This is a genomic window from Arcobacter suis CECT 7833, from assembly GCF_003544815.1.
Classification (GTDB): Bacteria; Campylobacterota; Campylobacteria; order Campylobacterales; family Arcobacteraceae; genus Aliarcobacter; species Aliarcobacter suis.
This window is the reverse complement of the sequence record NZ_CP032100.1, coordinates 2,030,857-2,045,804: the sequence shown is the minus strand read 5'-3', so window position 1 is coordinate 2,045,804 and position 14,948 is coordinate 2,030,857. Positions and strand designations below refer to the sequence as shown.

Genomic DNA, 14,948 nt, shown 5'->3' with positions numbered 1-14,948 from the left:
GTGTAAAGAGTACCTATTCTTACTTTTTACACTCAACTTTGCTGGTGGCTATAGAGAAGTGGAAATACCCAGTCCCATTCCGAACCTGGAAGTCAAGCACTTCATCGCCGATAATACTGCCGGGTCCCCTGGTGGAAACGTAGGCCGCTGCCAGCTCTTGAGTTTTTACACACTAAGCTTTTTCCTATCTGAACTTTCCAAGTTCTTTTAGGAAGAAGCTTTTTTTTTAGCTCCGCTTTTTTCTGGGGCTTGTTTTTAGCTTGCTTTTTATCCTATTAATCTTGCTATAATTGATCTTATTGTTTTTTATACTTTTATTTATATATGTTTCTTTTTATTCTGCTTGCATAGCTCCAACGGTAGAGCAATTCCATGGTAAGGAAGAGGTTATCGGTTCGATTCCGATTGTGAGCACCACCCTTTTTACTTCTTTAATTTGATGCTCTATCTTTATTTATTAATGGATTATTTCTTCAGGCTTTTAAGTAAGTAATATTTTAGATATATTGTAAGCAATGAAAGATAAAAACCATGCACTAACAGTAGTAAAGATAAATAAATAAGCTAAATATTTCCAGTTTCCTGCTTCTTTCGCAAAAACCATTGATGCTGCTAAACAAGGTAAATAAATCATTACAAAAACAATAAATGATATTGCAGATTCAATTGGGATATTATTTTTTATTTTTTCCATTAAACTTGAAGATGATTCATCATTTTCACTTCCAAGACCATATAAAATTGATAACGTTGAAACTACAATCTCTTTTGCTGCTAAACCCGTTTCTAAGGCAATAGTCATTTTCCAATCAAATCCTAAAGGTTCAAATAAAGGCATAGAATATTTACCAACATATCCTAAGTATGAGTGTTCTAGATTATATTGTGCTAATTCATTTTCAAGGATAATTCTTTCATCGTTATTTATTGCTAATTCTATTTTATTGCTAAATGAGTTTTCAATATCTAAATGTTTTGGATAATTACTTGCAAACCAAATTAATAATGAAGCAGCAAGTATATAAGTTCCTGCTTTTCTTAAATACATTATTGCTTGATTTGAAACGGTATGATAAATTAGTCTAAATGAAGGCAATCTATATTTTGGCATTTCCATAACAAAAGGTTCATCTTCACTTTTAAATACAATTATTTTTAGAATTTTAGCTGCAATTAAACCAAAAATTGCGCCACATATATAAATAAAGAATAAGATATTTCCTGCATTATGTTCAGAAAAAAATGCTCCAACAAATAGTACATATATTGGTAATCTTGCACCACAAGACATAAATCCAATGATAAATAAAGTTAAAAGTCTATCTCTTTCATTTTTTAATGTTCTTGCAGCCATATATGCAGGAACTGAACATCCAAAACCAGTTACAAGCGGAATAAAAGATTTTCCATGTAAACCAAACTTATGGAAAAAACCATCTAATAAAAATGCAACTCTACTCATATAACCTGTTGTTTCAAGTAAAGCTATTCCAAAAAAAAGTATTACAATATTTGGTAAAAATAAAACTACTGAACCAACTCCTGAAATTGCTCCATCTGCAATAATTGATGAAAACTCATTATCTCCTAAAATCTCTTTTGTTTTATCAATTATAGTTGCAAAAAATGAATCAATAATTTCCATAGGAATATTTCCAATTTCAAAAGTTAATTGAAATAATCCCCACATAAAAAATAAAAAAATTGGTAATCCAAAGAATTTATGAATTAATATCGAATCAAACTTTTCTGTTAGAGTTGTTTTTGTTATATTTTTTTTTTTACAGTTTCTGTAACGGCACCTTTTGCAAAAGCAAACTTTTCTTCATTAAAAATATCTTTTATATTTTTAGTATTAAAATGAATAAATAAGTGTTCGAAAGCTTCAGTTAAAACTGGTTGAATTTTTATCCAGATTGGTTCATCGTGGAATTTTTTATATGTATTTTTATCCTCTTTTAAAAGATTTATAGCAATTTGTCTATGTATTTGATAGCTTTCATAGCTATTTTCTTCTAAAACTTTAGAAATATTTTTTATTTCCTCTTCTATTACATCTGAAAAAAATAGTTTATTTCCTACTTTTTCTGTTTGGAATTTTAAGATTATTTCATCTAATAGTTTTGTTAGTCCAATTTTTTTTGCAGCACTTGTTTTTATACAAGGTTTACCAAGAATTTTACTTAATTGTATTTCATCAATAAGAATTGATTCTTTTTGTGCTTCATCACTCATATTTAATGCAAGTATCATTTTTTTATCAAGTGTTAAAAGCTCAGCAGTTAAAAGAAGGTTTCTTTGGAGATTTGTTGAATCAAGAACATTTAATATAATGTCATATTCTTCATTATTTAGAAAATCTTTTGTAACTTTTTCTTCAATTGTATATTCATTTAAAGAATAAGCACCAGGTAAATCAATAATTTCAATATTAAAATTTTTATAATTTAAAAATACTTGTTCTTTTGTAACTGTAACTCCAGAAAAATTCCCAACTTTTAATCGAGCATTTGAAATAGAGTTAATAAGCATTGATTTACCAACATTTGGCTGTCCAACAAGGGCAATTTTAATAGTATTATTAACCACGTATAACTTCTATTTTTGAAGCTTCATTTAATCTCAAAGCTATTTTAGATTGATCAACTTTTATTTCAATTGTGCTTTTTGTCAGTGTAAACTGAACAATACTTATCTTTATACCTTTGCTGATTCCAAAAGAGTAGAGTCTGTTTTTTAATATTTCATCACAATTAATAGCTGTTATCATTGCGCTTTCATTGATTTTTAATTGATTTAATGTCATAAATGAGCCTTAGTAAGATTAACAACTATTATTATAATGTAATAATCCTTTCTTATATTTGATATTAATCAAGAAACAATATTTGTAATTTTTTGTTAACTTTAGATATACTAATTTGCTATAAAAATTTTAAAGGTGTATTTTAATGTTAAGCGAAAATAATAACGAAGAAATTATTGATGAATTAAAAAAAATTGTTAAACAAAAGGGATTAAAGTATACAGAACAAAGAGAAATAGTTCTTAGTATTTTGTTACATGCAAAAGAACATTTAACTGCAGAAGAAGTATATAATGAAATTAAAAAGAGATATCCTAATTCAAATATCGGAATAGCTACTGTTTATAGAGCTCTTAGTTTTTTAGAAGAAGTAGATTTAATTACTTCTATTACTTTTGGTACGGATGGAAAAAAATATGAAAGTAATTCAAAATCTCATCATGATCATTTAATTTGTACTAATTGTGGAAAAATTATCGAATTTATGGATGATGAAATAGAAAAAAGACAAGATAAAATTGCTAAAAAGAATAAATTTAAAATTGTAAGTCATTCTATGCAGTTGTATGGGACTTGTGAAACTTGTCAAGAATAAATTAAGATAAAATCTTAATTTATTCTTTTTATATTATAAAATATCTTCTTTTATATCTTTTACCCAATCTTCAATTCTTTTATCTGTTAATTCACTTTGATTGTCTTCATCAATAACTAATCCAACAAATTTATTATCAATTTGTGCCTTTGAACTATCATGATGATAACCGTTTGTTGAAGTAAATCCTACAACTGTTGCTCCTAAACTAACAACTTGTTTGTATATTTCACCTAAAGCACTACAAAATTCATCACTATAACTTTCTTGATCTCCTAAACCAAAAAGTGCAACAGTTTTTTTTGATAAATTTAATTTACAAAAATCTCCCCAAGCATCTTCCCAGTCATCATTTAATTCACCATCTCCCCATGTTGAACCACCTAAAATTATTTTATCATATTCATTGATTCTCTCAACTTTTGTATTTGCTAAATTAAATACTTCTATTTTACCTAATGCAGATGAGATTTTACTTGCCACTTCATCTGAATTTCCTGTAGTACTTGCAAAAAATATTGCTGTTGACATCTATCTTTTTCTCCTAATAAATATATTATTTTTTTATAATTGATCGTAATGAGTACGGAATTGCTTTAATTTGATACTCTTTATTTTTTAATTCATCTACAAAAACAGGAATTTGTTTTGTGAATTCACTATTTTTTGGATAGGCTAAATATATCTGAAAATATTCACCTTTTTTTATAGATTTGATTGCATCTTCTAATTCATCTTTGATATTTGGTTTTTTAACTTCTATTTCTTTCCATGAAGTATAAATTTTTAAACCAATAAAATCTTCTGACTTTATACAGATTGAATCGCCCAAATCTATAACAGTTTTATCATTATGAAGTTTTTTTATCTTTTTCAAGACAAATTCATGAAATAACAAATGTTTATCAATAAGTAGTTGCATTTTATTATTTATATAACAATGTGATATAAGTTTTGCAACTGGAAGTAGATTTTTGTTTGAAATAAAAACTGGATTTTTTATATTAGGGTTTAAATAATTATTAATAATTTTTGTTGAATTAATACATATTTTAAAACTTCTTTGATTGATTATTTTATTTGTTTTAATAAAACTAAAAGGCATTAAATTTGCTATTTTATATGAAAAAGCACCTTTTAAAGTGTATTTGGAAAACTTAATTTGTTCATATTTTGTAAAAGTACAAGTACATTTAAAAATATTATTACTTAAACTCAAGAATAGTTGTCGTAGTCTAAATATAGAATTGAATTCATCAAAATCTTTTGGTAAATACTCTTTTGTTTCATCAAAACCTATGAAATTATTACTTAACACTTTAAATCACCAGCACAATTTACATAACAGCTTGAACAATCTTTTATACCCATTATTTTTACATATTCATCATATACACAAGAAATAGATCTTTTTGTACAGATAAATGGAATATTTTTCTTTTTTGCTTCACTTTTGTATTTAAGCATTGTATTATGATTTAAAAATGAAGTAATCATTACAATACAATCTGTATCTTGAGGAACTTTTTTCTTTGGAGCAGAAGATTTTTTTCTTGCATCCCAATGATTTATTGTTTTTGCACCCAAACTTTCTAACATAGAAGATATTTGTGAAATTTGATCACCACCAATTATTAATACGCTCATCTTAAATCCTTTATTAACAAGTGCAACCAGTTGGTTTTACTAAGTCATTTTTATTTTTTATTTCAAAACAATTAATCATTTTAAATCCTTTATATTGATAATCATTATTGAAATAATACATAAGTAATCTTAATTTAAAATTAATATTAAGAATGATTATCAAGTTTAATAAAAAGATGAATTGAATTTTTTTATGATGTTTGTACGTTGTAGAAAAGAATTTGAATAAAAAAGAGAGAATTATTTAACTAGGAAAATCCTAGTTATTATATATCATACTTCAACTTTTTTAAGTTCTCGTATAATTGAAGCTATGTCTTTTGAGTATTGTTTTGCAGCATCGCTGTTATATTTCCAACCACCATTGTAACTACTCCAAACTCTTGACCAATTATTATTATGGACTTTTTGCCAGTAAGTTAGTTCATCTATTGCATTTTTTGTTGCAAACTGAAAATCAGAAATTAATTTCATTGCAAAAACATTTCTATTCCATGATGTGTCAGGTGCATTTTCTCTGCTAATAACAGTTTTTATATTAGCTTGATATAAACCATAATCTTTTGTATCTACATTTACTAGGTATTTACCCAATCCAGATTCTTTAATAGCTATTGCCATTAAAGAGTAACTTAAACCGTTTTCTTTACCATGTGCTTTTATTTCTTTTAGAGTTTTTATCTCTTGTGGTGTTAGGTTATTAATGTCAAAATCTGATGCAAAAACATTAGATATTAGTATTAGAGTTATTAAAATAATTTTTAATCTCATAGTCTTCTCCTTTGTTTTTTCTTAAATTAAGTTCGGGATTCTAGCCAAAAAGAGATTATTTGTCAAATATTACTAGAATTTGCTTGTTTTTAATAAAAAATTAATATATTATTTAGCTATCAATCATTATAATTCCAAAAAAATTTAACATGAAAAAAAGACATTGGAAAAGAAAGAATTTAGAAAAATAATTAAAGAGATTGGATTTTCTTCTCAAGGAAAATTTGCAGAAGAAATAGGTGTAAAAGCAACGACTTTTACAACATATAAAGTAATTCCAACACATATTAGAAGAATTACAAAATTAGCATTATTAGCAAAACAAAATGGAGTGAGTTTGGAAGAAATAAAAAATTCACTAAAAGTAGATTAGAGAAAAAATCTCTAATTTATAAAAAGTTATCTATCTAAACCAATATTTATATAAGTTCTTACTTTTTTTATCTCATTTAAATCAAAAAAATCTTCAATAATCTCTTTTGAATCATCTTTTTTTACAATTCCAAATGGATTTATTATTGCACTTCCTTTTGCCATGTTTTCATCTGCACTATTACAGGCAATTACGAAACATTGACTTACAAGTGCAAGAGCTTTTGAGATTGATTCATAGTGGTCTTTTCTTTTTAATCCCCACATTGCTGGATTTAAAATAATATCAGCACCTTTTACTTTTTCCCAAAGTTGAGGGAATCTTAGTTCAAAACATATTAAAGTAGCTATTTTTAAACCATTTACTTCTATGATTTTTATATCTTCTTCCTTTCCAGCGCTAAAATATTCAAGTTCATTTCCAAGTGGGAAAAGTTTTACTTTTGATTGAGTGTGAATGATTTGTTGGTGATGAAATATATATAAAGTATTAAAAAATCTGTTTTCTTTTTTTGTAATAAATGTTAAAGCTATTGTTTTATCTTTACTTAACTCTGTTATCTCTTCTATGGCTTTTAGACTAAGTTGTGCAGCTTCTTCCATTCTATCATAAGAAAATCCGCTCAGAGCTAGTTCTGGTGCTAAGATAAGAGACTTTACTTCACATAAATTTATTAAATTCTTTAAGTGAGTTAGATTTTCTTGAAAATTTGATGTTGTTTTAATTTGTAATGCTATTAATTTCATTTATTACCTCATTTATAATATTTTCTACTGCTTTTTTATAACTCATTGCTGTTGCATAACTTGTGGCTTCATATTTTGTCATAATAACTGCATTTGTATTTGAAGCTCGAATTAATGCCCAACCATATTCAAAATTTATTCTAAGACCATCGATTTTTAAAATATCTTTGATTATTGGAAATCCTCTTTGGATTTGATTTAGTTTTTCTTCTATTTTTTTTATGATTAAAAACTTGTTTTTTTCCTCAACTTCTAATTCTATATTTGAACTTGTATAAACTTTTGGAAGTTTATCTAACTCAAAATCTAAATCTATTCCTTTGTATAAAAGCTCTAAAACTCTAAAAGTTGCATAAATAGCATCATCAAAACCATAATATCTGTCATTAAAAAAGATATGTCCTGAAACTTCTGCTGCTAAATCAGCATTTAACTCTTTTAGTTTTAGTCTTAAATTTGAATAACCAGTTTTATCCATAATAGTTTTTGTATCATGATTTAACTCATCAAAGATATTTTGTGAATAGGTAACTTCTCCAATAATCACTGGATTTTTCATAGTTTTTGAAAAAAGTAGGGCTAACATATCACCTTTAATATTATACTTTTGAGTTAATACAGCAATTCTATCAGCATCACCATCATAAGCAAAACCCAAATTACAATCATCTTTTAATAGAGTTTTTAAATCTTCAAGATTTTTTTCATTTGTTGGGTCTGGATGATGATTTGGGAATTCTCCATCAGGAGTTAGGTGTATTCCTTGGTAATTTAGATTTAATTTATCTAATATTTCACATAAAACTGTATTTGCTACACCATTTCCACAATCAACTGCAAATGGTATTTTAAAATCTTTTAAGTGTGAAAATTGATTTACCATATAATCTACATATAATTTTTTTGTATCAATTTCTATAAAATCTAAGTTTAGTGGAATCTCTATATTTTGATTTTTTAAAATTCTTTCATATAAGGCTAATAATTCATCTCCAAAAAATGGTTCATTATTTATTGTGATTTTAAAACCATTATATTTTTTTGCATTGTGGCTTCCCGTTATCATAACTGAAGCATTTGGTTTTATAGTTTCATTATTTACTAAAAATTCTTGGAAAGATGCAAAATAGTTCACCCCAGTTGCAACAAGTCCAATATTTAGAACTTTACAGCCAGATAAATTAAGTCCTGAGATTAAAGCTTCAAATAACATATTTGAGTGAGTTCTTATATCGTAACCTACAATTATATATGGAATAGTTTTGATTTTTTCTTTTATTGTTAAACCTAAAAAATATCCAATAAGTTTAGAGTTTTCTTGTGTTAAATCCTCATTTACAACACCTCTGATGTCATATTGTCTAAAAATAGTTTTATTTATCATTTTGTTCTAACTTTAATAGGAACTCTTTTTTTTCAACTCCACCATTATAATTAAGTGGTTTTCCATCACTTGAAATTACTCTATGACAAGGTACAAGTATGGCTATCATATTTTGAGCATTTGCATTTGCAATATGTTCTTTATAAGATATAGTTTTTCCGTAGGGAATATTTAATAACTCTTTCCAACATTTAACTTGAAAAGGTGAACCAACTAATTGTAAAGGAATTTCAAAAGTTGTTCTTTTTTTGTCAAAATATTCTTCTAATTGTATTTTTAAAACTTCAAAAATTTCTCCATTTGCTGGTATTACATCTGCATTTAAGGTATTTTTTAAAATTTCTATTTTTGCTTCGATATGAAAATGCGTAAAAAAAGTAAGCATTACAATACCTTTTTTTGAAGCAGCAGCAAACATTTCACCCAATGGTGTTGAAAATGTCGTAGTAGTTATTATCTCTTTTATTTGTGTTTTGTATTCTCTCATTGTGGAATTTTATCATAATCATATATAAGATATAATCTTGAATGTTAAAAAATATCAATAAAAATATAAAAATTTTGTATGTTGAAGATGATGAAATAGCAAGGGAAAACGGTGTTGAGTATTTGCAAAATTTCTTTGAGCAAATTTATGCTGCAAGTGATGCCATTATTGCTTTACAATTATATGAAAAACATCAACCAGATATTATAATCACAGATATTCAAATGCCTAAATTAAATGGTTTGGAGTTTGTAAAAAGAATAAGACAAAAAGATAAAAAAACTCAAATCATAATAATCACAGCTTTTTGTGATAAGGATTATTTATTAAAAGCGATTGAACTAGGACTTGTTAAATATCTTGTAAAACCTGTAAAGGAAAAAGAGTTTGAAGAGGCTTTGTTTTTATGTGTAAATTCTTTGCAAGAAGATGTTACAAATATCGTAAAACTTGATATTAATTCATATTTTGATAGTTTTAATAAAAATTTAGTCATAGATGATGAGATTATAAAACTGAGAACAAAAGAGTTGATTTTTTTAGAGTTATTAATAAAAAATAAAAACAGATATGTGAGTTATGAAGAGATTGAAAACTATGTTTGGAGCGATTCTGTTATGACAAAGGATGCTTTAAAAACTTTGGTTAAAAATCTAAAATCTAAAATTCCAAAAGATTTGATTTTAAATCTTACAAATAGTGGTTATAAAATAGATGTCTGAAATAAATTTAATTCTTTTTTATGGTATTACTTTTGGAATATTGATTATGACAATAGTATATACCTTTATTAGATATGTATATTCAAAAGAGATATTTTATATAAGTTATTGTTTTATGCAGATTTTTTCTTTGATTTATATACTTTCATATAGTAAACTTTTTGAGATTAGCTCTTTTATTCAAGAAATTGCTTTGGTGATTGCCAGTTTAAGTGCTGTACTGTTTGCTATAAATTATTATGAGGGTAAATTTTTCCCAAAAATCACAAATTATAAAGAGTTGATAATTAATACTTTGTTATTAAATGTGGTTATTTTAACAGCCTTTTATCATTATATTTTATTTGAATATTTGCCTTATACAATTATTTATGCAATTTTATTTATCTCTATTATTTTTAATCTAAAACAAGGTTTTAAACCAACTCTTATTTATGTTATTGGTTGGTCGATATTTTGTATTTTACTTTTTGTTTTTAATTTTAAAGATTTTTACAATCAAAGGGGATATTTTGATTTAGTTTTAGTTGTTTTTGCACTGGAAGCTATGCTTTTTACAACTTCAATAGCTTATAAATATAATGATTTAAAAAATAAAAATGAGAGTTTTGAAAAAATGATAATACAACAATCAAAGTTTGTAAAATCAGGGGAAATGATAGCAAATATAACTCACCAATTTAGACAACCTTTAAATAATATTTCATATATATTAATGAATCTAAAAAAGAAATTTGAAAATAAAAACTTAGATGAAATTTATTTTGATAAAAAAGTAGAACAGCTAAATTCGCAAGTTTTATTTTTATCAAAAACAATAGATGATTTTAAAGAGTTTTATACAAAATCAAAGGAAAAAGAGATTTTTATGGTAAAAGATGCCATAAATAATTCAATTACAATTTTAAGCGCAGATTTAAAAACCCATAATATAGAGTTAGAAATAAGCTTTGAAACCTTTGAGGATATTAAAATATTTGGTGTAAAAAGTGAACTTTCACAAGTATTAATTGCGATTATTTCAAACTCAATTGATGTATTAAAAAATATAAAAAATCCTAAAATAAAAATCAATATTTTTTCAAGTAGTGCTGAGGTTAATATTTGTATTTTGGATAATGGTGGTGGAATAAAACTAAAAAACATAAAAAAGATTTTTGAACCATATTTTTCTACAAAAGAAGAGGGTACAGGAATAGGGCTTTATTTATCTAAAATGATAATTGAAGAGAGTTTTGCTGGAAAAATTTTGGTAGAAAATAAAAAAGAGGGAGTTTTATTTTCCCTCTTTATTGAAAAGGCTCTTTAATTTTTTGGATAAAAAAATGCGATTTGTCTTGTAACTTTTACTTTTTCATTTTCTTTTGTAAAAATTTCAATTGAAATTTTAGAAGGTTTTTTCTCTAGTTTTTCAAAATCTTCTGTAGTTTCTAATATAAGAATTTTTTTAGTTTTTTCACCAGCTTTTAACTCAAAACTATCAAATCTTTTTATTTTGAAATCTTTGTTTTCAAGTAATCTAATATCAAAAGTATAATCTTTATCTTGAGTATTATGAATAGTCAAAATATAGTTATTTGAAATAATTCCATTTTCTTTTTTACTATAAAGTTCTGTAGTTTTATTTGCATTTACTAAAAAATCTTCTTTTTCAAGTGAAAAATAGAAAGCTAAAAATATACATAAAAATAAAGATACAAAATAAGTTAAATTCTTTTTAGTAAAAATTGATACATTCTTTTTATTGATAACTGTATTTGTACTTCCCCAATTTATTAAAGATTCTTTATTTAGTTTTCCCATTACAGTTGAGCAAGCATCACTACATTCAAGGCAGTTTATACACTCAACTTGTAATCCTTTTCTAATATCTATATGTGTAGGGCAAACTTTTACACAAGCTTCACAAGTTGTACACTCTTCGTTATTACTCCATTGTTTTACTTTAAATATTGATTTAACATTGTTCTCATAAACTTTCCCACCTCTGTTGTAATCATAACTCACTTGTTTTGTATCATCATCATATAAAACAGATTGAATTCTAGAATATGGACAGATATAAACACAGAAATTTTCTTTCATAAAAACTATGTCATATACTAAAAATAGAGCAACAGTTAAAATAAATATAATCATAAAACTATGGTCTGCTGGATTTTGAATATAAACAAAAAAATCTTCAGGTGGAATAAAATAAAGCATAAAATTAGAAGATATAACTAAAGTAATAATAAACCACAAAATAAGTGCAACATATTTTTTGATTTGATTAGATTTTTTATTATAATCAATATCTTTTTGTTTGTTGTTTATTTTTCTTAAATCAAGAATAGTTCCTTCAATTAAATCCCTATAAATAACTCTAAATATAGTTTGAGGACAGCTCCAACCACACCAAATTCTTCCGAACATTGAAGTCATAGCAAAAATTCCTATGAATAAAAACATAAGCAAAAATGGCATAACATAAAGTTCACTAACACTATAAACACTACCCAAAAAATGGAATTGTAATTTATCAAAAGATAATAACAATACATGGTTATCATTTATTGTTATAAATGGAATTAACATTATAAATAATGTTAATAAAGTATATACAAAATATCTTTTTTTAGAATAAGACATATAAAACTCCTTTTGTTTTTTTAATAATATGTAAAAAAGGTGTTCATTTGGTGGTATTTATTTTGAAAGATTAATTAGATAAGCTGTATAATTCGCTCAATTTAAAGAAGGATTAAAACGTGGGAAAATCAAAATATATCTTTGGATTTTTGTTTTTAGGAATGGCTAGTTTATTCGCACAAACAAATAGATATGATGTGAAATCAGCAATTGTTGAGTATGAAATTGCAGGTTCTGGTGAAGTAATGGGAAATAAAGCTTCATTAAGTGGAACAAGTAAATTATACTTTAAAAATTTTGGTGAACTTGAATTATCAGAAGAGAAAATAGTTCAATCAGCAAATGGTGATGAAGAAGAAGAACATAATATTACAAAAATAGTTGGAAATAAAATCTATAATGTTGATTTTAATGATAAAGTTACTTATCAACAAGAAATGGTTTTTGATGAAGAAAATCCATTTTTAAATTTAAAAAATAGTGATACTTTAATTTCAATGGGAGCTAAAAAAATTGGTTCAGAATCAGTTCTTGGATATAAGTGTGATATTTGGCAATTAGGTGAAGATAAAATTTGGATTTATAATACTGTTCCATTAAAATTTATAAGTAAATCTTTGGGTGTTGTTCAAATTCAAGAGGCTAAATTGGCTGTTTTTAATGTGGATATAAAAGATGATAAATTTAAACTACCACCTTTTCCTGTGAAAGCAGTTGATGATATGTTAAATATTGGTCCAGAAGGTGAAATAGCTCCGGAACAGGATAACTAAGAAAAAATAGTTAAAGTAGATTTTAGATTTTTGTACTAAATCTATATTTTAAAATATAAATTTAGTACAACTTATAACCTAAGAGTTTAAAACTTTTAGGTTTTTTTCTTTACATAACACAATGATAGTTAAAATGAATGCAATAGAACCTACATAAGTATTAAACATCATAATAGAGAAAACAGAAGCAAATAGTGAAACTAATACAAACTTTTTATTATTTATAAATAAAGCAAGAATAGCAATACAAATTGCAATAATTCCAAATACTCCAATATATCCTAAATATCCTACTTGGTTTTTAAATCCACAAAGTAAAGTATCATCATTTAAATGACATTGAGCAATAATATCTTTATCTGCAATAATTCCATATCTTAATGAAATAGAGAAAATGAAGAATATAGCAATATATTTAGTAATAGTTTTTAATTCACTATATGAGCTATTTTTACTTCCTTGAAATAAAATATAAGTAAAAATTAAAGCAATAATAATCCAAATATTAGAGAAAATATTTAAAGAACCTTCATTATAAAACGAAATTATAGAAGTTATTAAAAGAACTATAAATGATAATTTTTCAAATGCTTTAAATTCCATATTTGCAAATCTTCCACCGTAAAGTAAAACAAAAGAGATAGCAGAAATAGCAAAAACATATATTTCAAAATTTCTATATCTTCCTTCAAATGCAAGAATTATTGTTGAAATTAATACAAAAATAAATGAAGAATAAAATAATATCATTGGTAAAGTATCAACATTAAATACTTTGTTTGTTAAAATTTCTCTAATACCCACAATTTTAGGTTTAGATTCTTTTGCAATATTTAAAAGTACTAAATAATAAATAGCAAGATGAGTTAATAAAACCAATGTTGCCCAAACAACTTCTCCACTTGATCTTACTGTAATGTTAAATTGTTCCATTTGAAGCATATATAAAACTGCAAAAATTGTATTTATAAAACTAAATAAAACTAATTTATTTGTAGAAATAGTTGAGTTTTTTAATAAAAATGAAAAAACAAAAATAAGTAATAAAGAACCAAAACCTAAATATTTATAGTTTGGAAAATCAGAAACATCTCCTTTAAAAACATTTTTATCTGCTCTATCTTTATCAAATAATCCCCAAAATCCACCAACAGCACCTTCACTAACTCTTTTCCAAGGTTGATCGAAAGCCTCAATAATATTGTAGTTCCAATTGTTGTCTTGAGCTAATTTTACAAAATCCCTAACAAAAATAGCTTGATTTGTTTTACTTGGAAGTGCATCTTCTCTCATTCTTCCCTCAGAAGGCCAACCTGTTTCACCAATTAAAATATTTGAAGTTTTTAATTCATTTTCAACTTCTGCTCTTTTCTCAGCAAGATGTGCAATTGCTTTTTCTATATTCATAGTATCATCTTCCCAATAAGGTAATATATGAATAGTTACGAAATCTGTAATTTCTTTAATTTTTGGATATTTAAGCCAATATTCCCAAACATCAGCATAAGTAACTTGAGTATCAGGAAGTGCTGCTTTTACTTCTTTTATATATTCATAAAGTTTTACATCGGATAAATCACCTCTTAATAAAGCTTCATTTCCAACAATAACAGCTCTTACAATATCTTTATTCTCTTTTGCAAGTTTGATTAAAGTATCGATTTCTAATCTTGTTGGTTTTTCATCGCCATTTACCCATGCACCCATAAGCATTTTTAGATTGTTTTCCCTAGCAATTTTAGGAATCATTTCTAAACCAACAGTTGAATAAGTTCTAATACAATCAGTATATTTTGAAAGTAATTGTAAATCTTTTCTTACTAAGTCTTCAGAAATTACTAAACCTTTATCCATCATAAAAGGCGAATCATCTTTTCCAAAGGGAGCATATGATACACATTGAAGTTTTGAAAAAGAGTTTGCCCCATCTTTTAAAACAAAACCTGTTCCTAAAATGTACCAAAAAAGTACAACTGCTGCTAGACTTGCTAGTGTTAATGATATTTTCTTCAT

15 protein-coding genes, 1 tRNA gene, 1 rRNA gene and 1 pseudogene are annotated in these 14,948 nt (G+C 25.5%); 7 read left to right on the top strand and 11 right to left on the bottom strand.

The window, feature by feature from the left end; all coding sequences use genetic code 11:
• The first annotated feature begins 40 nt into the window (after positions 1–40).
• A 5S ribosomal RNA gene (gene rrf, locus ASUIS_RS10510) occupies positions 41–156 on the top strand.
• 185 nt (positions 157–341) lie between these two features.
• Positions 342–417 (top strand) — tRNA-Thr (locus ASUIS_RS10505).
• A gap of 64 nt (positions 418–481) precedes the next feature.
• On the opposite strand, the pseudogene feoB reads toward ASUIS_RS10505, so the two are convergent.
• A pseudogene (gene feoB / locus ASUIS_RS10500) lies at positions 482–2,532 on the bottom strand (ferrous iron transport protein B).
• Positions 2,533–2,581: 49 nt separating this feature from the next.
• A complete protein-coding gene (locus tag ASUIS_RS10495) occupies positions 2,582–2,806 on the bottom strand; it encodes a FeoA family protein (RefSeq protein WP_118887082.1) in 225 nt (74 codons plus the stop codon).
• Positions 2,807–2,951: 145 nt separating this feature from the next.
• On the opposite strand from ASUIS_RS10495, the gene ASUIS_RS10490 reads away from it, so the two are divergent.
• Positions 2,952–3,401, top strand: a complete 450-nt coding sequence (locus ASUIS_RS10490; protein ID WP_118887081.1) for a Fur family transcriptional regulator — start codon at positions 2,952–2,954, stop codon at positions 3,399–3,401.
• 33 nt (positions 3,402–3,434) lie between these two features.
• Here the strand turns inward: ASUIS_RS10490 and ASUIS_RS10485 are convergent, their stop codons facing one another.
• The 4 genes from ASUIS_RS10485 to ASUIS_RS10470 form a co-directional block, all read right to left on the bottom strand.
• Complete coding sequence (locus ASUIS_RS10485) at positions 3,435–3,932, bottom strand: flavodoxin (protein ID WP_118887080.1); 498 nt, start codon at positions 3,930–3,932, stop codon at positions 3,435–3,437.
• A gap of 25 nt (positions 3,933–3,957) precedes the next feature.
• On the bottom strand, positions 3,958–4,719 hold the full coding sequence (locus ASUIS_RS10480) for a hypothetical protein (RefSeq protein ID WP_118887079.1): 762 nt from the start codon (positions 4,717–4,719) through the stop codon (positions 3,958–3,960).
• Positions 4,713–5,048, bottom strand: coding sequence for a DUF2325 domain-containing protein (locus ASUIS_RS10475; protein WP_118887078.1), 336 nt, complete (start codon positions 5,046–5,048; stop codon positions 4,713–4,715). The genes ASUIS_RS10480 and ASUIS_RS10475 overlap by 7 nt, the downstream gene beginning before the upstream one ends.
• 273 nt (positions 5,049–5,321) lie before the next feature.
• Positions 5,322–5,819 (bottom strand): transglycosylase SLT domain-containing protein, encoded by a 498-nt coding sequence (locus ASUIS_RS10470; RefSeq protein ID WP_118887077.1) that lies wholly within the window; start codon positions 5,817–5,819, stop codon positions 5,322–5,324.
• A 163-nt stretch (positions 5,820–5,982) separates the two neighbouring features.
• Here ASUIS_RS10470 and ASUIS_RS10465 point away from each other — a divergent pair, with 163 nt between their 5' ends.
• Positions 5,983–6,192: a hypothetical protein gene (locus ASUIS_RS10465; RefSeq protein ID WP_118887076.1), complete on the top strand. Its 210-nt coding sequence runs from the start codon at positions 5,983–5,985 to the stop codon at positions 6,190–6,192.
• 26 nt (positions 6,193–6,218) lie between these two features.
• Here the strand turns inward: ASUIS_RS10465 and ASUIS_RS10460 are convergent, their stop codons facing one another.
• The 3 genes from ASUIS_RS10460 to ASUIS_RS10450 are packed head-to-tail and all read right to left on the bottom strand — an operon-like array spanning position 6,219 to position 8,809.
• Positions 6,219–6,938, bottom strand: a complete 720-nt coding sequence (locus ASUIS_RS10460; protein ID WP_118887075.1) for a carbon-nitrogen hydrolase family protein — start codon at positions 6,936–6,938, stop codon at positions 6,219–6,221.
• A complete protein-coding gene (locus ASUIS_RS10455; RefSeq protein WP_118887074.1) occupies positions 6,913–8,322 on the bottom strand; it encodes a phosphomannomutase/phosphoglucomutase in 1,410 nt (469 codons plus the stop codon). The genes ASUIS_RS10460 and ASUIS_RS10455 overlap by 26 nt, the downstream gene beginning before the upstream one ends.
• Positions 8,312–8,809 (bottom strand): methylated-DNA--[protein]-cysteine S-methyltransferase, encoded by a 498-nt coding sequence (locus tag ASUIS_RS10450; protein WP_118887073.1) that lies wholly within the window; start codon positions 8,807–8,809, stop codon positions 8,312–8,314. The genes ASUIS_RS10455 and ASUIS_RS10450 overlap by 11 nt, the downstream gene beginning before the upstream one ends.
• A gap of 41 nt (positions 8,810–8,850) precedes the next feature.
• Between ASUIS_RS10450 and ASUIS_RS10445 the strand changes: the two genes are divergently transcribed.
• On the top strand, positions 8,851–9,531 hold the full coding sequence (locus ASUIS_RS10445; protein WP_118887072.1) for a response regulator transcription factor: 681 nt from the start codon (positions 8,851–8,853) through the stop codon (positions 9,529–9,531).
• Positions 9,524–10,840 (top strand): sensor histidine kinase, encoded by a 1,317-nt coding sequence (locus tag ASUIS_RS10440; protein ID WP_118887071.1) that lies wholly within the window; start codon positions 9,524–9,526, stop codon positions 10,838–10,840. The genes ASUIS_RS10445 and ASUIS_RS10440 overlap by 8 nt, the downstream gene beginning before the upstream one ends.
• Here the strand turns inward: ASUIS_RS10440 and ccoG are convergent.
• Positions 10,837–12,162 (bottom strand): cytochrome c oxidase accessory protein CcoG, encoded by a 1,326-nt coding sequence (gene ccoG / locus ASUIS_RS10435; RefSeq protein WP_118887070.1) that lies wholly within the window; start codon positions 12,160–12,162, stop codon positions 10,837–10,839. The genes ASUIS_RS10440 and ccoG overlap by 4 nt on opposite strands.
• Positions 12,163–12,281: 119 nt before the next feature.
• Here ccoG and ASUIS_RS10430 point away from each other — a divergent pair, with 119 nt between their 5' ends.
• The gene (locus ASUIS_RS10430) at positions 12,282–12,935 is read left to right on the top strand and encodes a hypothetical protein (protein ID WP_118887069.1); all 654 of its coding nucleotides are present in this window, start codon (positions 12,282–12,284) and stop codon (positions 12,933–12,935) included.
• Positions 12,936–13,013: 78 nt separating this feature from the next.
• On the opposite strand, the gene ASUIS_RS10425 is transcribed toward ASUIS_RS10430, so the two are convergent.
• Positions 13,014–14,948, bottom strand: coding sequence for a glycoside hydrolase family 17 protein (locus ASUIS_RS10425; RefSeq protein ID WP_118887068.1), 1,935 nt, complete (start codon positions 14,946–14,948; stop codon positions 13,014–13,016).